We start from the raw sequence: 20,758 nt of genomic DNA, 5'->3' as shown, positions 1-20,758 counted from the left end.
CACGCTTGATACCTTCTGAGAAACCCTGCGGCATCTCCGTGGTCGTGTGCAAGTTCTTTCATTGCTCTCTTTCTTCAGCCGTGGCAATCAGCTTGCCGGATTAACCCCAGAAGTAGTGCTAGTCGACTTCCACGAATCATCCAATTGTATGAGTAGTCAAAACAAAATCATACTAGCAGCAGATGGCGCTTGTCAGAATAATCAAAATAGCGAGATTCGGGAAGCAGCGATCGGATATCTGATTGAGAAGGATGGCGAAGTAATCGTAGAAGAGTCGAAGTACATCGGCCAAGGCGATCAATTCACGAACAACCGTGCCGAATACGAAGCAGTGATCAATGGCGTCCGAGACATCAAAAATAGGTTTGACGCAAATCAAGTGACACTTCATATCCAAACCGATAGTCAACTACTCGTCGAACAAATCGCAGGATCGTATAGTGCAAAGAAAATGAAAGAACTATACGACATATGTATGACTGAATTGGGTTCTTTTGACAGTTGGCAAGCGGAACGGGTCTCAGAGTCTACCGGGAATCGGATTGACCGCGTTGATGACCTCGCAGAGGAACCGCTTGAGTAAACGACTTTGTAGATCGGCCGTGTAACCCACACACCACTCAACGCCACAATTTGTCCGATTGAACCGGAGGTGATTGCCACGGGGTGGGGGGGGAACAAGCAACGTCATCTAACCAGTGGGTGAATGAATCAAATAGAAGCAACTGGGGATACCCTCAGAGTCCGTAGTAGAAAATTAAGCGAAGTCGCTAATCACTATCAGCAGATCCTATAGTCGTATCCTGATTAGTAGTACCAGAACAATTCCCTTCACAATACTATACCTTGGGCGGAATCAAGACATAGAATCGCTCTACGTGGTGTTTGAGTTTAGTATGGCACTAAGTTTCGTCCAATCAGTCGGGTCTCAGATGTCAGAGATAACATATGTGGCCGTCACAAGTTCCGGTTCTTCCGGGGTCACATGTCGCTCTTCCTCTAATCGAGAGAGTTCAGCTTCACGTTTGCGACGGAGCGAGTCTAGTTCTTGTTTGGCATTCCCGATCGGTGCTGACATGTCCTTGTCTGGCCCATCTTGGGCTCGGTACTGTTCCAGTCGTTCTTCCCAGGTCTCTATCTGTTCTTGGAAATGTCGCTCAGCGTGGTCACGCTTGATCTTGACTTCGCGTTCACGCTCTTCGCGAGCTTCTTTAGCGAATAATTCAACCTCGTCCCATGCCCTCATATCGGCAACACTGTGGAGCTCTTCAGCGATCCTTGCCAGCTGATCAAGCTCTTGTGATTGGCCGATCTCACTCGGTGACAACGTATCGCTGTACTCTGGTATCTCGTTAGTCACGTCACTGTCTGTAGTGACGTACAACCGGGCTAGCTTCTCCGTGACGGCGTCCCCTGCACCCGAGACATATCCGAGGCGGTATGTGAAGCAAATGCCTGGTGCGGACTCCTCGTCGGCTGCGACCTTGGCAGCAATATCACCCCTGATCCGATCCGATTCGAGGCAGAAGTCGATAAGCGATTGGACAAGCGGGTGGTCCAATGCAATGAAGTCGACGTCATCCTGCTCGCGAGCCACCTTCCGAGTGAACGTGGCCTGCTCGTATTGCTTGGAAACTTGGCCTCCAGAGAGCACACCTGGCACCTCCAGCTGGAAGATGTCACCTTCGGACCGAGCGGGTCCCGGTCGAACGCCTCGAATGTCGCCCCCGAACTCGTCGAAGAACTCACGGACAAGAATCTCGATATCGTCTTCACCAACATCGCCGTGTTGGCTCCGATCGATCACGTCCAAGATCTCCTCGTCTTCGTCGGAGAGATCGAACCTATCACGAATGAGTAGCTCATTTTCGACCGTCTCAAGTGCTTCTTTCCGCTCTGCTACTGTCTGCTCTATGTCGGCAATAACCTCGTCTGTCGACTGATCTTCTGCGATCGCAGTCATAATTGTCTTATCGAGGTCGACATCTTCGAGTACCTGACCAAGGACATCGGATCGCATTCCAAGGTCTTTCTCGATTTTGTCGGTCTTTTCGAGAAGAAGAGCGAGTATCTCACTCTCACGAGTGTCCTTGAAGAAGAGGTTCCGGATCTCTACTGTGTGCTCCTGCCCATAACGGTGGAGCCGTCCCATCCGCTGGTCGATCCGAATTGGATTCCAGGGGAGGTCGTAGTTGACCATAATGTGGGCGAACTGGAGGTTGAGCCCCTCCTGTGCTGCGTCGGTTGCGAGCAGTAGATTTGCATCATCTTCGAACCGTGCCATTTCGTGGCGTCGTTGAGCCTGGTCAAGGTCGCCGTAAATTTGGGCGGTATCGTAGCCAGCAAAGATCTGGTCACGGAGGTACTCGAGCGTATCTGTGTACTCGGTGAAGATGAGTATCTTTTCGTCCGGATCGTCTCGCAGTATTCGATCGACAAACTGTTTGAGCAGTTGGGCTTTCGAGTCCGTTTCGATACTCTTTGCCTGTTGCCAGAGCTCTCTAACCCGGTTGAGTTCGGCTTGAATCTGCGACTGGTTCAAGGTAAGTGTGACCGTCTCGAGCTCTTCTTCCACCCGTGTTCTCTCGTCGTCGGTCAGCGTTTCTGGCTCGGTGGTATAGCGTGGGATGAGTTGTTGGATCTCATCTGGAAGTTCCTCATCGACCGCGTCGCTCTGGATTGCGTGCATCCGATTTTCAAGCGATTTCCGGATGGCATGGATGCTCGAGACCAGTCGCTTCTGATAGATGACCATGGTGAAGCCGACTGCCTGGTTTTCCTCCTGCTGAGCAAGGTTGTAATATTCTCGAGTGTACTCGGTGACGCCATCGTACAGTTTGCGCTCAGCTGGAGACAATTCAACACCGAGCGCTTCGATATTTTTTTCCGGGAACATCCGAGTCCCATCAGTCTTATACATGTCATCCTTGAGCCTACGGATCATTAGATCCTCAAGCGCCTCGGGCTCAATCTTGGATTCGTGACTGAATCGGTAGGGGTCCAACAGGTCGGTCAAGAAGTAGAATTGGTCAGATTTCCCTTTGTGTGGCGTGCCAGTCATTAACAAAAGCGCATCCGAGTTGTGTGCGACTGCCTCACCAACTTTGTAGCGTTGGGTTCGCTCAACCGAATCGTCACTCGATCGGCGAGCAGTAAGGTGGTGCGCCTCGTCGAATATGGCGAGGTCCCATTCCTCTTCGAGATTTCTTAGTGCCTCAAGCACATCATCCTGCTTCGCAAAGTCGACTGAAGTGATGATGAGGTCTTCTTGGAGCCAAACGTTCTGGTTTGGGTGCGATTTGCGATGTGTTCTGACCGTATCGCGATCGTAGATGACGAAGTTGCGGTCGAACTTCTCACGCATCTCCTGTTGCCACTGAACTGTAAGAGGTGCCGGTGCGACAATCAAGACACGTTTAGCTCGACCACGAGCGATGAGCTCTTCTGTAACAATGCCTGCTTCGATGGTCTTCCCGAGGCCGACCTCGTCGCCGATGAGGTATCGATGGTCATACGAATTTAGGATTTCGTAGGCAGCCTTGACCTGGTAGGGCTCGATCTCAATCCGGTTGTTCGTCAGCGAGAGGAAGCGGTCATATCGGTACGCGAGATCAAGTCGGGTAGCACGCTCACGAAGGTCGTGATGGACTGGATCGTCGATCTGTTTGGCTGTGAGACGGTCGACAATAGAGTCGACCCTTTCGATATGTGGAAGTCCACTCGGAAGCTTCTGTAGCCTACCTTCGTTGGTATATACATGAAGTAGGTGGCTCCCGTTTTGTCGTTTCTCGACTTTCGTGATCTCACCCTGTCCGCCAGCGAACATTACACGGTCACCGACTTCATATTCAAACATCTGTTATTTTGGCCAATAATTTGTTGAGTGCTTGTTTCGCTTCTTCGATGCCAGTGAATCCTGTGAGAACCAACTTCCCAGTTGAAAAAACCAAAATAACACCCGGGTCTGACCGAAATATTAATCCCGGAAACTGTTCTGGTTCATATTCGATTTTTTCTAGGCCTAATTTTATACTCAACTTATTTAAGTCCACATCCTCCTCTAAGTCCGAAGTAAAAACAACATTTGTGATCTGAAAGTCGGATATAGACCCATTTATACCCAAACGAGCTATTTTTTCTTCTAACAAAGACTTATTTTTATATGCTTCCTGTTTGCAAGATGCACCTCGGATATTAAAGGAACCACTTCTATGAAGTGTAATGGTTGGACCATCTTTATAAAATTTCATATGTAGACCAGAAGGCTTGCTTTCTGAATAGTTGTGTGAATATGGATTTATATCAGCTGCAACTGTTTCTAAATCAAATTCTCGATCAATCTTTCCTGTTGCAACAGTACTAACAACTTTTAATTTATTCATTGGATGTTGTTATATCCCCTTAGTATTGCACATTATTGAAATAGAATTGTATTCATATTATGTCACTTATCTTAGATTGGAGGTCCTCAAATCCGTTTATTGCAATATCAGTGTCTGTTGCACCTGTAATAACGACTTTACCACTGGAGAATATCAAAAAGACAATAGAATACTCTGGTGGTCGATAAACAAGTCCTGGGAATTGCTCTGGCTCAAACTCAACTAATTCAAGCCCGAGACCAATCGCGAGCGCACTTAAATCGAGTTCTTTTCCTATTTCAGCGGTACTGACAATATTCCGAATAGAAAATTCAGTGTTATCGGGGATGTTAATTCCTTCTAATTCAGAAACACGCTTAAGAAATAGATTATTGATTTCATTGAGTTCATTTAGACTTGAACTGCCCACAATAATATATTTGCCACTTCTATAAACAGTTACCAATGGACCGCCTTCCTCAAATCGGACGTAGAGACCATGATAATTTTCTGGATCATACTCAGTATGTGGGACGTTTAGGTCCGCACCAAGGTGCTCAAGATCCAATTCTAAATGTAGATTTCCTGATCCAACGGCGTTAACAATATTGACCATTTTTAGATTTTGTCTGGATTTATACTCGCAGCAGACAATACATATGCCTCTTTGGATGTAATATGCTTTTCTTCACACGAATTGTATAGCTTCAAACTGTCGTGGTTATCTTGATTAGAGCACATACTTGATGTTACATGTCGAAATTAATCGTTTTTGAGTATGGTCTCAACTGTTTCAATCTCTTCGTCAGTGAGAGAGTATAATTCATAAACAAGATTATTAATAAGATTCTCAGCTCGCTCAATTTTTTCATCAAGCTCCATAGCGCGTCTTTCTACTTCGATATAGCGTTCTAATTCCTCTGCAACATCGTCAGGGTTGGGTAAGGTTATAGCTTTTAATCGATCAAGGAGAGAATTCGTTTTTGTTGCATTTTCACGGAAGCCGTAAAATCCTCCCGCTTTGTCGACTGCAACGGGAACGAAAGCCGTAATTAGTTTAGCTTCATTTTCGGACAGATTTGTAAAGGCAATTGCCTCATGATATTCTGTCTCCGTGTATCCCCACTGGTCAGTCTCTTCGTTGGCCTCTTCATCAGGCTTATATCTCGCCGAAATTAGCAATTTGATATTATTATCGTTTCTTTTAATTTTTAGATCACTTATTCGTAGTTTGTTTTTTGATTCAGTAGTTTCAGTCACGATTGAGTCTGCTACATTTTCCGCAGGAATATAATTTAATTCTGATAATTTTGGACCGTCCTCGAATTGACCAAGATAATCCATCAAACTCAAATTGATACTGCTACGGTCCTTTTTCAATATATTCAATGATTTTGATAACAATATAGTTTGGTCGTAGCTTTGTTGCGAACTGCTTCCTGTGAATATATCTTCATCCAATATATCCTCACAATCGCTTATATTTGTTGGCGATCGGTCTTCTGATTCAAATGTAAGCTCTTCACCTATATAATTGGCATTTAGTGTCGGGATCGGTAGACGAGCAACATGGCCCTTTTTAACTTGAGCAAGAGCTTCCCCTTTTTCTGGATTAATTATCTCTTGATAGTACCAGTTTACAAATTTTGAGTTTATAATAGCCAATATAAATGAAGCATTATACTTTTGTTTTGATGGAATCAGCATGTGAAGATTATCTCTTGCAATAAACTGCCTATTGTCTAGTGCAGCAATCAGTGAGTCACCAGTCTGGCGGATTACTATTTTTTCATCCGCATCAAACGCTTCAGCATCCCTCGGGGCAGCCAACCAATCGCCATAACTAATCCAATAATCGGAATCCCATTTTATTAAATATCTTTCAATTAAACTACCTCTAAGTAAAGGTCTAAACGAGTCATCTTCTTTTTTATCTGAAACATATGGTTTTTCATCTACGATTTCTCTTGTCTGTGGAGGATCACCTTTTCCCTTTTCAAAAGGTTTAGTACCGTTGTATATATGACATATGTCCTCAAATTCTGGATTATTTTTAAATCTTTCTTTAATATTGAGTATTTCTACTCCAGCAAAGATATTTATCGAATTACCATCCTCGTCTTGAAGCAATTCCTGCTTAATTTGAGATTGTGATAGGGTTTTATCATATATCTTTTTCTCGATGTTAATAACATTATTTATAGGTTTTCTATTTGAGAATACCAAAGAAATAGTTTCCACCGTAGCATCTTCAAACACCGTTTGTTCATAACCTACAACAGAATGGATGGAAGTTTGGTCAAATATTAAATTCCTTATTTTACCAAATTTTAAATTAGTTAACCAAGTATTTGGTATAATTAACCCAATTTTGCAAGAATATGTTGATATGTTTATACATTTTTCGATGAATAATAGGTATCTATCTAGTTGATATTCCTGATGACGGAACTTTAGATCAAAATAGTTCTTTTTTACGTTGGACATCTTTTTGCCATACGGAGGGTTTCCGATTATTGCATCAAAGCCGGCATCCGCCTTCCGCATACCATCTCGATCGTAGAACGCAATTGGGAACTCCAATTCCCAATGGAAGAAGCGTTCGTCTTCGGCCATCACTTGCGCACTCTTGAACCAGTCTTGCTGTTCTATTTTCTCCCAAGCGTCACTCTGGAGCGCATTGGCCATCCGCTCATCGGCATCACTGGGAATACCAAGGCCGAGCATGTCGGCGGTGTGGACGTTGGCCATTGCAAGGAGCTTCTTGTACAGGGTGTCATCGCGTACATCGTCGTAGACCTGCTCCATCTCCTTCGCATCTTCCAGTGTCTCGTTATCGATATTGAGCAAGTCTTGGAAGCGATCAGTAACGTGTTCCATTGCACGCTGGCGCGTGTGCTCAAACGACTGCTGAAGCGTTAGTTGGCCGTCCCCTGTGGTATCATCATCGCCGTCGGATAACACATCCTGTATATCACTTCCGACAAGCGAGTTGCCTGTTTTGAGATGGTGGTCAAGGAATGCAAGTGGTTGTTCAGCAGCTAGCGTTCGGAGCCATAGGGATACCTTTGCAAGCTCTGTTGCAAGTGGGTTAATATCGACGCCATAAATAGACCGTTGTGCGACCTTGCGTCTGGCCCAGTTAATGTCGTGCTCATCATTGATAACATCTCCATCTTTATCCTCTGCTTCCCGATTTTGCTCAGTGATGATTACCCGAGCGAGGTAGTCTACGACACTGGTTAAGAAGTGACCACTCCCCATAGCTGGATCGAGGATATTCAGATTGAATACACGCTTGGCAAACTCCTCTGCGTATCCTCCATCCTGGAAATCTTCATCCATCACGACGTCCTTTCTGATCTCGTCTACTGGCCGACGAAGTGTTTCCTCGACAATGTACTCAACGACGTACTCTGGTGTGTAATATGAGCCAGTAGATTTTCGCTCCCCACTGTCTGTCGTGAGGTACACATCATCGCGTTCTATGAAGACTTCGCTGCTTCCGTCTGCTACTACGTATTCTCCGTCATCGAGCGCCAATGGAGCGTCAGCAATATTGAGCTGGTACTCAAGCAGACCTTCGTAGATACTCCCAAGGTGGCGGACATCAAGCGAAGAATAGTCGACGAATATTTTCCCGCCACCGTTGGTACCCTCGCTTCGCGTGAGGAGTTCAATAACACGAGCAAGATGTTCATCACCGACTGTGTTGTTCGCGAGGAACCGTGCCTCCTCACTCCCTGACTCATCGGGGTTGGTTCGAAACAGTCCACCGTTGTAAGCAGGAATGTACAGATCTTTCTCGGGGATCCCCCGCGACTTGCTACCTTGGTCGATGAGCATGAAGAGCTCATCCAAACGAGATTGAAGATTGCTCTGCCAATCACGATACTTTGGATCGGCATTATCAAGCTCGTCGGCAACCTCCTGTTTCAGTTGGTTGAGACTGTATTGTGACTCGTATATTTCGTTATTGGTGTCCAGTAGGTCGCGACCTTCTGCTTCCGCATAGAGAACGAAGATGATTCGGTAGAGGTAGATGAGGGAGCTGTCGTGAATTAGCTCAAGACTCTCTTCATCAAGATCGTTTTCTGGATACTGGAGATACCCTTCTGCGAGGATTTTGATCGCCTCGTAGATGTTGTCCTGGAGATCCTCTCCTAACTCTTGGGCAAATACGTTGGACTCCTCGTAGACGTCATCAAGGAATGCGTCACCAGATGCATCTGGGACGAAAGCGTCGTGACGGAAAAAGAGATAGAAGTACTTGAAGTCTTCAAGTTCGCCTTGTTCAAGAACTGTTGGAAGGTCGATCTCGTAGTAGGAGTCCAGTCGGTGGCTCGTTGGCTTGTAGTACAGACGCCACTTCTGGCCGTTGGTGAGGACACCCCAGGTCGTCGACGTGAAGCGTAAGTACTGGTCGATTTGGTGGCTCGGGTTCTCGTAATCACGTTTTTTCTTCCCTCGCGTGTCTAGCTTTCGACCCCAGCGTTTGGCGTCGGCGACTGCAATTGCGTTCTTGTAGAAATTACCGCCCTCTTCGCGACGCTGGAATGCGTCGACACCATCTTCTTCAGTTCGGAAAAATCCGTAGTCGGGTCGACGCTGTGTTCCTTCTGTGCTCTCTTCGACCTCGAATGGAATACCCAACTTCCGGAACATCGGTCGAATGAACTTCTCCTCAAGCTGGGATTCGTTCCGCTGTGGAGCGGTGTCCTTTTCGCGTTCCCAGAGCTGCTTGATCTCGTCGTACGCTGCTTGGAGCTCTTCATCGTCGACTTGGTTCCACGCCTCTGTTTCAGGGAGATGCTCTTCAAGATGGTAATTTGAGAACAAGTCGCGATTTGTACGGTAGTTCAGAGTAGTTTGGGTTGACATATTAGGGAGGCTCTATCGGATACCGACCAGTAACGCCCCTTGTTGATAAAACTTGACACACAGGTGAACGAATCGTAGTCCAGTAATCCAGCACTCGACCTCTTTGGGTTGAACTGGAGGTGATTGCCACGGGGGAAAACAATCCAATTCGTCTGAAAAATAGCAAGACAATCCAACCGAGATCCGGAAACAAGTAAAACGGGTTATACTGACTGAATTGTGGATGGCTTGATTGGGAAGTATAATATTGCTCAGGAGCATCCACAAATGTTAGTTGAGGTTAGATTATGTATTTAGAAAATGAGTGACTCACGACACAATGATTACTCCGAGAAGGACTGGTTCAAACAGGCCGACGGGACTGATACCGTCTGGAGGTACATCAACTTCTCTCAGTATGTGAATCTCCTCACGACGGGTAAGACTTGGTTCAGCAGAGTAGATCAATTTGATGACCCATATGAGGGGATGCCCTCGGCAAAGACTCTTGAAGCATTAAGTAAAAATAACGAAATCCTTACACAGGAATTTGAAGACATTCAGCAGTGGGTGTATGCTAGTTGTTGGCACCGTAATCCCGTCCAGTCAGATGGGATGTGGAAGCTCTACTTGAGCAGCGACACGGGCGTTGCTATCCAATCCACAGTAGACGATCTTCGGGCTGCGCTCACGACAGATCATGATCTGTTTTTTGCGAGAGTGAATTATATTGACTGGGATAACGATGTTGTTCCACCAAGTCCAGTCATTGCACCTTCCCTGCATAAGAGAAAGTGTTTCCAGCACGAGAGGGAGTTTCGCGTTGTTCTTCGACACAAAAAATGGAGACCTGAGCCTTACCACCCTTACGAGAAACCGATTACTGACGCTGGCCTCCCAGTCACCACCTCATTAGATGACTTAATCGAAAGGGTGTATACTGCCCCAAAAGCGGACAAGTGGTTCCATAGTACTGTTGAAGAGATAACGGAGGAGTATGTCAATGCTCCCGTGCTGAGATCAGAATTATACAACGATGTCGGTTCTGGGAGAGGAAGGCCCCTGTCCAACTGATTGATCAACGATGGTACACAGAGAATGCCACGGAACTCATTCTATGATCCACTCTAAATGGCTCTATTGTTACCTTACCCAATCACCCATTCACTAGACTCCTTTTTCATAGCGCCACAGAGCCTCTGTATGGCATATAAAGTTCCTTTCTTATCAGTGCCATGTCTTCTCCACGTCGTTTGACGAGTCAATTCGAAAGGCACGGGTCCCAGTAGCCTCAAGCACAGTGCTTGTTCGCACCATATGCTCCGGTTCGTCAAGAACTCCGTTCGACGTCTGACCCAACTCCTCAGCTTTGAGTAGGGCCGTAACTCCAGGAACGTTGGTTTCGATGTACCGGGTTCCATTAGTCATTTCTTCCTTGTTCGGCGATTGTTCGACCCTGATTGCTTCAGTCTCATGTTGACCCTCACCAGCGATCGGTGACTCCTCCCGGTGAGCATTCACAACTGGTTCAAAGTCGTCGACACAAACTTCTGATTCGGTCCCGATGAGGACATGTTCGTGTGGGTACCCAGATTTGTGGGAACCGACAACACGGATACTCACCCACCGACCACCAATCTCATCGAACAGAGTACACATCTCCTTTCTGCGAGCTGGTCGGGACATAGTGAGAGCATTTGTGAACGATACTGGAGGCATTGGACGTGATGCACCCTCCAAGAACGCTTCTCCTGTGTATGTCAACAACACTGTCGTATCTACCCACTCACGCATGCATTCGTCTGCTCGCAGTAGCTTCGCACGTGTTCTTTTCGCCCAATGGTGGCCAAATCGAGGACAGTGAAGGCTCCCTACTCGGAGTTTACGCCTATAACGTTCGGCAGCGAACGATCAAGTTGGAACCGACTCATCATCATTGAGGATCGGGTCTGGAACGTCTCTAGAAGCAGGAAATAACGGTACATCATCAGCATCTTCGAGCGTTACACTACGAACTGAGCTTACTTACGAACTCATCACGTGTCAGGAATGAGTTGGGATACGTCCGGTCTAACGCGTTCTGGAGTCGTTTGTCTGCCGTGACCAACGTCAGGTCATTGCTTACAGCGACTGTCGCAATATTCACGTCCTCCTTCTCGCCAGAGGCGTGTTCTCGTTCGATGCTTTCACTAATCTTTAATTGGTTCTCTGACGCCCATGCACCATCACCCCAACCAGCACCTTGGGTGTCGAATGCAAAGACCGAGTCTTTCATCTCCTCAGTTACTGACTGGAAGGTATTCAATAGATTCTTTCCACGCTGTCCCGATGCGTTCTCTAACTCCTGTTGTTGGACTGGAGTGGCGTAGTAAGACGCATCGAATGAATCCAATTCAGACTGTGTGATATTCCCATCAACTATCTCATCAAACATATTCGAGTCAAACATTATTTTTCCTACCATCATATCAGATTTTAATCGGTAGTAGATTAAAACCTCGGACGCTGCTAACGAGGGGTCGATATTGTTCTGAGTAATGATGTTAGGAAGTTTTGCTTCGAGTCTCAACCATAACTCTTACACATCATATCACTGCCATGATTAACATTGGATATCCCAAGAGAGCTATATGAAGTCAAGACCTGCTGCATGCACACTCTGTATCGGTCACTGTTCGAATTCTCCAACATCAAACAGATTGATTCAGTGTAAACGAAATAGGTGGCGCGTGTCGCGCACGGATAAGTTAGTCAGGTCGGAACCTCTTGATCGACCTTACAACTTGTATACCACTCAACGCTACAATTTGTCCGGTTGAACTGGAGGTGATTGCCACGGGGGTTGGGGGGGAACAAGCCAATCCATCTAAGCAATAGCATGACGGTTCAACTAATGAATCAGAGCCAAATTGAAGAAGACTACCAAGGTGTTGAGACTGACTACAGAAACAGAAGAACAGATTGTTACGACGACATAGCTACACTTTGTAGTAACAGATTCATCTGTCACCACTAACCCCTACACTATACTATACCTTCGACGGAATCAAGCTTTAGATAGCCTCTATTAGCACATTAGTGAATTCAGGGTCGGTTGATACAGTCGCTATACTCTATGACGACAGAGGTTTACAATCAATTCAGATCTGAAAACGCCTTGTCGACCAGCCCATCAGCAGCTTGGTTTTGGTCTCGATCTACCTGTTTGATGTCGAATTGCTCGAATTCACCTGCCAATTCTTGTGCCCGATCACAAAGAGGGCGAAGGGATTCTTCGTTAACATCCCAATTATTCCGTACCTGGTTCACGACCAGCTGCGAATCTCCTTTAGCTAATACATTCGTCGAGCCGTTATCGAGTGCTGTCTCTAATCCTTTGATCAGTGCGTGGTACTCTGCCTTGTTGTTCGTCGATTCACCGATATACTCGCTACCGGATTTTGTCCACTCATCGGTTTCAACGATGTATCCAATTGCGGATGGACCGGGATTTGGTCGCGCACCACCGTCAAACTTGATTACAGTCTCAGCCATTTATTATAGATTATTATCGATGAGTTAACACCAATTAGGATTTCGATTTGCTGAGCTAACCTACAGGGGCATTTTATTGAAGAATGTAGGTTAGAGGGGCAATATATCCTAATGGTTAACGAATTAGGGCGTGAAAGAAAACAATCTAATAAAAATGGTGGGGTTTTTATATTGTATGAACAATGTAGTCTCAATATGCAATGTTGGTTTGAATCCGAGCCCAAATTTTCGAAGTGGTTGAGCAATTATCTACATGATTCAGTAGTTCAACGGGGTAAACGGAAATGGCGTGAACAGGAATCAAATTCTGCAGATCGATATATCCTCAAAACTAAGCACGATTCTCCTTGGGAGCACGATAATAGCCACAATCCAGACATAACATTGTCTCATCAAATGGATTTTGACCTATCTCATCCTCACCGACAAAAAGTCGTGACCCCACCAACAAGACCAGCATATATCGAGTGCAAGATGGGCGATGCGTACCGTCACCCAAATCAGGAAGTAGTAGATCGAAGAGACACTGGTATACCGGACATTCAGCGAGAGTTCGCTGGTCAGCTCTCCACATACCAATATCACAATGACAGTCGAACAATTTCAGAATCACCCAAATCCACTGTATTTGTCACATGTCCATACATGCTAGATGGGGAGTTTCATAAAAAGCAGATTTCCGGGTTCAGTGCAGATCAATTCGAGCAGACATTACGTTCGCTGGGTTTAGGTTGGGTGTATCGAAATGAAGATGGTATCGTATTGCAAGTCGATTCAAATAATTCGTACCTCGTGGTAGGCCAGATTAATAGTAATATTTCGGATTGGTAAGTGGGTAAAATAAGAATTTGAACCGTCTGTTAATTGAGTCAGTTAGTTAGATGGGTTGAGGTAGTGCCCTTTGTGGCGGTCATTATCGCTTGCCGATTTTAGCGTGCTTCGTCTGTATGTATCTTCATCCCATTTGGGATATGATTTATCCCAGTCAGACAAACTAGGTCGACGGATACGGATACGGTACAATTTAGATGCACGGAATGCCTGGTCAACAAGCGATTGATCGTCAGCATAGTACCAGAGTCTCGAGACGAGAGCATGGTCTGCCTCGCTGACAGTGGAATATCCAGAGATATTACCACGCCACAACTGACTGAATTTGTCTTCGCACTCAAAGCCAGTTGCTCTTATTTGTTCGATAGTAGGGTCATCTGTCTCAATCCACTTTCCAACGGTGGACTTTGAACCGTCGTCCGCATTTTTGTTTTTCCTATGTTGCCACTGGCGAACAGATTGGACACCTATATTTGCGAGGCTGCTCTTGTCTCCTGAAGATGTTTTAGATGATTCATCTAGACTAGAAGTAGGAGATGATAGGGTCTCTTTTGCGATCTTGGAGAGTGCTGAACCTCCGTCTGAGAGTTCGTTATATTCATCATTATCACGCAAATTGGAGAGAACATCACCGGTTACTGTTGTATATTGACCTCCGAGATACACATCAATATGAGGTTTATTTTCAAGCATACCGACTGGCGGATGGTCAAGAAAGATCTTGCCAGCACTATTTAGTTCAATGAGTGACTGCATTTCGCTGTCACTCCGACAGATAGTTTTTAGGCCTGTTCCAGATGGGGAAACTTCGGTGTATCCACCGATCTCTTTGACCCACCTGATTACTGATTGAGGGATGGATTCGTCTCCTACGTTAGGATCGCGGACATCGTCCCAATCAAGGAAAAAGTAGTCGTCGTTGGGAGCAAGCATGAACCCAATTACGATCTGATCATCTTCGCTCACCCTATTGGTATTGATGAAGCCGAGATCCGGATCCTCCATGATCCGAACTATATCGCCAAACGAGAGACCACGGTCTATGTCAGTTGGTGACCTTGGATATAGTGGAGGTTTTTCACTTTCTGTTATTTTTGCCACTAACCACTGATCTTGCTCTTTGAGATCGGTCGGAATTGACTCTTTGTTCCATATTCTCTCCCCACCCACGTCGCAACGATTATTCTCTGGCATACTATGCCGACCCCTCATGACGCCTCTGGACGTACTCAATTAGTTGTCGAAACTTTCGACCGGTAGCACCGATGATTCCGAACTTATCTGCAAGCTCTCTGATTGATGGCCACCAATGGATATCTTTGATGCCCCTCACATCAGACATCTTGTGGTACTCAGCGAGGCTTTGGATGATGTATCCAATGATTGCACCTTCGACGCCCCCAAAATGGTTGAAGCTCTTGGTACCTCGAACGCTGATCAAATAGAGCACTCTGCGTTGGACCAGTGGTGGTAGATCCAAATGCTGAATACAGGCGTCTGCTCTACCGTATTTGAACAGATCATGACTAGTTGTCGTCTCTATGTCGACAGCACTATCGGCATAGTAGCCTGCCTCTACACCGAACAATGGATTACTTGGATCAATATCGAGGCCCTGATCCAGTCGCCAGAGTCGCTCGAGGAGTTGCTTGCGCCGTTGTGATAGGTTGACACCAACATGGTCGACGCTGAAGGATGTTTTTGAGCTCAATGGGCCTGAAACGACTTGACCCTCAGAGTGGCGGTACGATGTTTGTTTGACTCCATCTATATTTGATCGCTGAGGAGAGTCTTCAAAATCAGCCCAGACAGCGACACAGCCGTTTTCCTGACTATATGCGGTGAGCAACGAAGGTCGGAGAGCTGATACTGATTGATTCTGTGCAAACGGGTTGCTTTGCTTTTTTGTTGTCATATTTGCGTCGCACGGTGCTCTCCACCAACCATACTGCCAGGGCTAAGCAGCGCAATGCATGACTGCTACTAACCGATCATAACGATGGCCACTGCAGACATCGCAGTTTGGTTAGATTCGTACTGCCCGTTTTCTGGGTGGTTGTGAGCGATTCGTGCGACGATAGGGCCCGCGTTAGGCCGACTACAAATTCCCATTTGTGGCTATGCAACATATCGGTTTCGAAATATGCCCATAGAGATTACACTCAGCGTAATTCGACAGATAATGTTCAATTTTCATCTACAAAACACCATACACTATGATTTAGCGAAATAGGATTGTACAGAGAATATTGTATCCATACAGTGTTGATGGGTGAAGATCGTCACTATTTGAAGGTTTAGATGGGACTGATAGTACACCCCCCAACGTGGTAATAATGACCGTTCAAACTACCCGTTCAGATACCATCTTGGATTCTAGTATGTTGTATCTGAACAATTGGTGTGATATTGTTCAGTTTGCTACCTCCATCTGTACCTCACATCAGTTTGACTCTGATGTAGTTCAAATCTCTTGTCACTATTAACCGGATCAATTTGGCTTTCATACCTCTATCAGGGATACCTCCCTTTTGTGCTCAATATGACGAAATGGGGAAACAAACCCATGGTGGACCCGTTTTTTTAAATGAGAGCAAATGAGGTGGAACCCATATAGGGGTACACCTCTCGCGAAAATTTCGGTCTATTTTAACCTGATTTTCAGATGTTGTTGAGATGATCTCGCCTCATATCCATCTGCTCTTCGAGCGTTGTTTCGTCGTAGTGTTTTGACAATACGTCATCTGACACGTTGGCTCGCTCCGAGACAACTGGACGTGGTACATCGGATCGGAGATGGTGGGTGATGCTGCCTCTCCTGAGTCCGTGTGGACTGACAGCGTTCTCACAGCGATGGATCGTAGAATAGTTGTGCTCTGCTACGTCGCACTGGCACTCATCACCGATGAACTGGGGGCTTGTAACCCAATAGGCGTTTTTGCGTAGGTTACTTTTGCTAATACGACCATATTGGGTTGCCAACAATGGTTTTCTATTATAATCATCCTCAACTTCTGGACGTCGGTCATCAATCCAGTCCGATAGTATCTGACTTGTCTCGTCACTGATCGCGAGGTATCTCTCCCCATCTGATTTATTTTTCAGAGGTGTTCCGGATTCTGGCCGGTGATGGAGCTCAATATATCCCTCTTCGATATTGACGTCATTTATATCAATAGAACGAACAGACCCAGTTCTGCACGCCGATTTCCACAGGAGTAGGATGAGTACGTGACGGAGTGATGCATAGTCGTACTTTTTCAAGCGCGACAAGATCTGCTGGGCGTGATCATTGTCGATATGGACAGATCGTGCTGCCTCTCCTTTGTCAAGCTCTGGGACGTCGACAGCATCTCTAAGTCCCGTCTCTACTGCGTCTATCTTGGCGCAAAAATCGACGAACACTCGGAGAGTAGACATTTGAGTCCGAACCGAAACTCGATTAAGGTCGCCATCAGCCTTGCGCCACAAACGGTATTCATGTAGTCGACGTCCGGTGATTTCGTTGAGATTGACAATATCTTCTTTGTCACACCACCGCACGAAGTGGCTGAGTCTGAGCCTGTGCGCGCGCAACGTTGAGTCAGCACAATCATCACTGCGATGTTTGAGATATAGCTCTACGCCTCGTTCTGGTTCTAGTGGTTCGAGTGCTGGCATGGTTGTTTGGTCGATCGATGCCAGACGTCGGTGAGCAACCATCCCCTTCGTCGGCAGGGACAATGTACAATCCGTCGGTCGCGTGTTTATGTTGTGCGTTTGCGCTTTGCGCAAACCTCAACAACTGCTGATTCGTGTCCCGGGAGCTACTGCACCCCGGCACCGAAGCAGGATGCAATCGCGTCCAGCCCGCTTTTGCTCCAAACACTTCCGCGAGGAGCAATGCGGCTACAGCGATTTTAAACGCAGTGAGCGTCCCGAACGGAGTGACTGACGCGAGTGAGTGTTCAAATTGCGTCCAACCCGCGTTCTTGTGGCACCACTGAGCGAATCGTTGCTTCAGTAGTGGTATCTACTTCTCATTTCCCATCCAAATATAATTTTTATGCCATTACATTCAGTAACAATCATCGCAAACAGGGTTATGCCCGTCGAGTTGCAACCTCCGCGTATGAACGGATTGCCCTCCACGAAACAGACTACAGTCAGACGGAAGACGGTCCTCTTCTGTCGTGGGTGTGACCAGCAGGGGCCGCCCGACGGGCCATGGACCATCCATCGAAAGCCGGACTGCGATATCTATCTCTGTCCGAACTGTAACACGACGGTAACGGTCCGCGATCGGTTTACTGACGAGTAGCGACGTTTTTACTCAATCACTGCGCGTTGACTGGCCCGATAGCACTGGCTCGTTGTCGCTTCGAAGTCGCCACCCGGCGACGGCGACGATTCCGAGCGTCAGCAGATACAGACCGAAGTTGAGACGCTGGACCGTCGGCGTGTACGCGACGAGATCACGGCCGAGAAGCATCGTCACGAACAGAACAGCGAGCGCGCTTCCAGCCAACCAGGTCCCGAGTCGATCGACCGACGACAGCCAATAGGTTGCTGCGAGCAACGCACCCACCGCGAGCAGCGAAACGGCGTAAAACCACGCTTGTGCGCCTGGAGAGTAGCTCAAGAGGGGAACACCATTGCTGAACAGTCCACTCACAAGCAGCCCACCGAGGGCAACACCCAACGCGAGTCGACTCCGAGCCTTTGGCCGTCGACGATGGTGATTTCGGTACGCATACAGGGTGGTCAGCGTGAGCAGCGTGAAAATACTCAACGCGACGATGAGGTGGGCTGCGTGCGTCGGCGGTGAGTAGCCACCGGGAACAAGCCCACCGATGGTCACCGTAATCGCACCGATGCTAATCTGGAACGGGAGCAGGACGACCGCGAGCGTCGAAGTGAGTTTGGTCGACCGCTCGCCACGGTTCCACGCCCAGCCAGCTGTTCCGAGAATAAAGAAACCGGTGATCATCGCGACGACGCGGTGGAACCACTCGATGAAGTCTGGGTTGATTGTGAGTGTCGGAACGAGCTGATCCGAACACAGTGGCCACTGGGCTTGACACGCCAACCCGGACCCTGTCGCTGCGGTGTACACACCGAGTGTGATCAACGACAGCGTAAGCGCTGTCGTAAACGCGGTAAACCGCCGAAAACTCAGCCAGTCGGGGCGTCCCGTCATACTGAATAGTTCGGCGGGAAGCTATTTATTGCTGTCCACCTGCCGCCGCGTGCACGTCCTACTGCTGAGCTTCCTGCAGCGGGGCAACGTACTGTCGTTCCCACTGTCGACGGTTGTCGATGAGTTCGTCACCTTTCTGTGTGAGTTCATAGTAGTTGGTCCGCTGGTCTTGGCTCCCCTTCTCGACGAGCGAGTGTTCGACGAGCGCATCGAGGTTCGGATACAGCCGCCCGTGGTTGACGTTGTCGACGTGTTTTTCCATCTCTCGTCGAATCGTTTGTCCCGACGGTCGGTCGGAGCCCGCGATTACGTACAGGAGGTCGCGCTGGAAGCCGGTCAGTTCGAATATCTGCGTCATACACTTGCCATACAGTGTACCCCTGTATTGTTAGTCGGTGGAAAATATGTTTAATTCGAGAAAAACTCAGGCACGTACCTGTCTATATTTCGCTATATATCGCTCCGGTTACCGACCCGAAATCCGGTGTGAATTCGTCCGGAGTAGGCACTCCCTACCAGCAGTAGCAACCTCTTAATCCGCTGTACTGCGGGCATCCACTGTTCCAACTCACACAGTCCGTCCATTCAGACACGGATCTGTCTGGGTTAAAGTAGCCTCCGCCTGTATCGTTGGGTATGCCCACCGGGAGCCCACACAAACGTACCGGATCAGAACTCGCCGAGCGGCGGGCCCGCATCGAGTCCTATCTCGACACGCACGACCTCAACGGCCTCTGGTTCGGACGACCAGCTAACTTCGGGTGGCTGACCGGACTGTCGAACGTCGTCGACCGGGACTCACCAGTTGGTGTTGCAGTAGCCGGGTACGATCGTGAGACGGGGTTTCGTGTGGTCACGAACACGATCGAAGCACCGCGTCTGCGCCAGGAAGTGGTAGCCGACGAGTTCACCATTACGGCCGTCGACTGGTACACTGAATCGCTCGCCGACTCCGTCGCTTCCGAATCACCGACTCCTGCAGCCGCCGATTTCGACGTTCCAGGGCTCTCTCAGCCCGATCTCTCGATACTCAGACAGCCGTTGTCATCGATGGATGTCGACCGGTATCGCATGCTCGGCCACGAGACTGCAACGGCTGTCGAATCGGTTTGCCGGGGCCTTTCGCCGACCCAGAGTGAACAGGAGGTGGCGGTCGACGTTCGAACCGCACTCGAATCGCGCGGGATTGCGGCGCCGGTCGTGCTCGTTGGTGGCAGCGAGCGTGCCCAGCAGTACCGCCATTATACACCGACTACCGCATCACTCGGAGCGTATGCACTGGTGTCAGTGACCGCCCAGCGCGGTGGGTTGTATGCGAGTCTTACGCGCACCGTCTGTTTCGATGCGCCCGACTGGCTCACCCGTCGACACGAGGCGGCCGCACGCGTGGAAGTCTCCGCACTGGCGGCCACACAGCAGGCTGTTCGCGAAGAGTCGACTGCTGGCGCGGTGTTCGACTCGATTCAGCAGGCATACGATACAGTTGGGTATTCCGATGAGTGGAAACGCCACCACCAGGGCGGTGCAGCCGGCTTTGCCGGTCGCGAGTGGATCGCAACACCGGATCACCCGGCGCGAGTCGTTGGGCCACAGGGCTATGCGTGGAATCCAACCGTCCAGGGAACCAAAAGCGAGGGGACAGTGTTGGTAACAGCTGACGAAATCGAGCCGCTGACGCTGACCGATTCGTGGCCGACGCGGTCAATCTCAAGCGTCGCAACGATCGGCAACGACCTCACAGTTCAGCGTCCTGTACCGCTCTCAGTATAGTATAAATATGCTAAACTAACTGCCGGCGTCCCGCCGACAATATGTGGAATCACTAACCTATTTTTACGAGAACACTGATGATTTGGTATGCCTTGGTGAGCCTGTCTAAGAATTCCACACCACCCGACACCTGATATCGGCCGAAGACACCGCTGCACAAATTGACAAACCGATTCAGTAGTGTTGTCGAAAAGAAAATCGAGTTCAGCTACCTAGCGATCGC

At 48.0% G+C, this 20,758-nt stretch carries 16 protein-coding genes; 4 read left to right on the top strand and 12 right to left on the bottom strand.

All coding sequences use genetic code 11. The features are described 5' to 3' along the window. Window positions 1–46 precede the first annotated feature (46 nt). Window positions 47–583, top strand: a complete 537-nt coding sequence (locus O2S87_RS13985; protein ID WP_475409400.1) for an RNase H family protein — start codon at window positions 47–49, stop codon at window positions 581–583. A gap of 345 nt (window positions 584–928) precedes the next feature. Here the strand turns inward: O2S87_RS13985 and O2S87_RS13980 are convergent, their stop codons facing one another. The 4 genes from O2S87_RS13980 to O2S87_RS13965 all read right to left on the bottom strand — a co-directional run bounded on the left by O2S87_RS13980 (window position 929) and on the right by O2S87_RS13965 (window position 9,242). Then, complete coding sequence (locus O2S87_RS13980) at window positions 929–3,856, bottom strand: helicase-related protein (protein WP_475409399.1); 2,928 nt, start codon at window positions 3,854–3,856, stop codon at window positions 929–931. Further along, on the bottom strand, window positions 3,849–4,382 hold the full coding sequence (locus tag O2S87_RS13975) for a TATA-box-binding protein (protein WP_475409398.1): 534 nt from the start codon (window positions 4,380–4,382) through the stop codon (window positions 3,849–3,851). The genes O2S87_RS13980 and O2S87_RS13975 overlap by 8 nt, the downstream gene beginning before the upstream one ends. Before the next feature lie 52 nt (window positions 4,383–4,434). Next, window positions 4,435–4,977: a TATA-box-binding protein gene (locus O2S87_RS13970; protein ID WP_475409397.1), complete on the bottom strand. Its 543-nt coding sequence runs from the start codon at window positions 4,975–4,977 to the stop codon at window positions 4,435–4,437. Window positions 4,978–5,123: 146 nt separating this feature from the next. After that, window positions 5,124–9,242, bottom strand: coding sequence for an Eco57I restriction-modification methylase domain-containing protein (locus tag O2S87_RS13965; protein WP_475409396.1), 4,119 nt, complete (start codon window positions 9,240–9,242; stop codon window positions 5,124–5,126). A 300-nt stretch (window positions 9,243–9,542) separates the two neighbouring features. Between O2S87_RS13965 and O2S87_RS13960 the strand changes: the two genes are divergently transcribed. Beyond that, the gene (locus O2S87_RS13960) at window positions 9,543–10,295 is read left to right on the top strand and encodes a hypothetical protein (protein ID WP_475409395.1); all 753 of its coding nucleotides are present in this window, start codon (window positions 9,543–9,545) and stop codon (window positions 10,293–10,295) included. A 153-nt stretch (window positions 10,296–10,448) separates the two neighbouring features. Here O2S87_RS13960 and O2S87_RS13955 read toward each other — a convergent pair whose 3' ends face one another. From O2S87_RS13955 to O2S87_RS13930, 6 genes are all read right to left on the bottom strand, one after another. Next, window positions 10,449–11,033 carry a hypothetical protein gene (locus tag O2S87_RS13955; protein WP_475409402.1) on the bottom strand — a complete coding sequence of 195 codons (585 nt, stop codon included), beginning with the start codon at window positions 11,031–11,033 and terminating at the stop codon, window positions 10,449–10,451. Between the two features lie 196 nt (window positions 11,034–11,229). After that, window positions 11,230–11,688, bottom strand: coding sequence for a hypothetical protein (locus O2S87_RS13950; RefSeq protein ID WP_475409394.1), 459 nt, complete (start codon window positions 11,686–11,688; stop codon window positions 11,230–11,232). A gap of 668 nt (window positions 11,689–12,356) precedes the next feature. Further along, window positions 12,357–12,755, bottom strand: coding sequence for a ribonuclease HI family protein (locus tag O2S87_RS13945; RefSeq protein WP_475409393.1), 399 nt, complete (start codon window positions 12,753–12,755; stop codon window positions 12,357–12,359). Window positions 12,756–13,628: 873 nt separating this feature from the next. Beyond that, the gene (locus O2S87_RS13940) at window positions 13,629–14,780 is read right to left on the bottom strand and encodes a hypothetical protein (RefSeq protein ID WP_475409392.1); all 1,152 of its coding nucleotides are present in this window, start codon (window positions 14,778–14,780) and stop codon (window positions 13,629–13,631) included. Between the two features lies 1 nt (window position 14,781). Further along, on the bottom strand, window positions 14,782–15,501 hold the full coding sequence (locus tag O2S87_RS13935; RefSeq protein WP_475409391.1) for a hypothetical protein: 720 nt from the start codon (window positions 15,499–15,501) through the stop codon (window positions 14,782–14,784). A gap of 746 nt (window positions 15,502–16,247) precedes the next feature. Then, window positions 16,248–17,246, bottom strand: a complete 999-nt coding sequence (locus O2S87_RS13930) for a tyrosine-type recombinase/integrase (RefSeq protein ID WP_475409390.1) — start codon at window positions 17,244–17,246, stop codon at window positions 16,248–16,250. A 451-nt stretch (window positions 17,247–17,697) separates the two neighbouring features. Between O2S87_RS13930 and O2S87_RS13925 the strand changes: the two genes are divergently transcribed. Beyond that, on the top strand, window positions 17,698–17,886 hold the full coding sequence (locus O2S87_RS13925) for a DUF8106 domain-containing protein (RefSeq protein ID WP_475409389.1): 189 nt from the start codon (window positions 17,698–17,700) through the stop codon (window positions 17,884–17,886). Between the two features lie 12 nt (window positions 17,887–17,898). Here the strand turns inward: O2S87_RS13925 and O2S87_RS13920 are convergent, their stop codons facing one another. Together O2S87_RS13920 and O2S87_RS13915 are read right to left on the bottom strand one after the other, a co-directional pair. Beyond that, on the bottom strand, window positions 17,899–18,765 hold the full coding sequence (locus O2S87_RS13920) for a COX15/CtaA family protein (protein WP_475409388.1): 867 nt from the start codon (window positions 18,763–18,765) through the stop codon (window positions 17,899–17,901). A gap of 58 nt (window positions 18,766–18,823) precedes the next feature. Continuing rightward, window positions 18,824–19,114: a PadR family transcriptional regulator gene (locus O2S87_RS13915; protein WP_475409401.1), complete on the bottom strand. Its 291-nt coding sequence runs from the start codon at window positions 19,112–19,114 to the stop codon at window positions 18,824–18,826. Window positions 19,115–19,401: 287 nt separating this feature from the next. Here O2S87_RS13915 and O2S87_RS13910 point away from each other — a divergent pair, with 287 nt between their 5' ends. Then, window positions 19,402–20,535, top strand: coding sequence for a M24 family metallopeptidase (locus O2S87_RS13910; protein ID WP_475409387.1), 1,134 nt, complete (start codon window positions 19,402–19,404; stop codon window positions 20,533–20,535). Window positions 20,536–20,758 lie beyond the last annotated feature (223 nt).

The sequence above is a fragment of the Halohasta sp. A2 genome (assembly GCF_056175805.1).
This window is presented reverse-complemented; position numbering and strand designations above follow the sequence as displayed.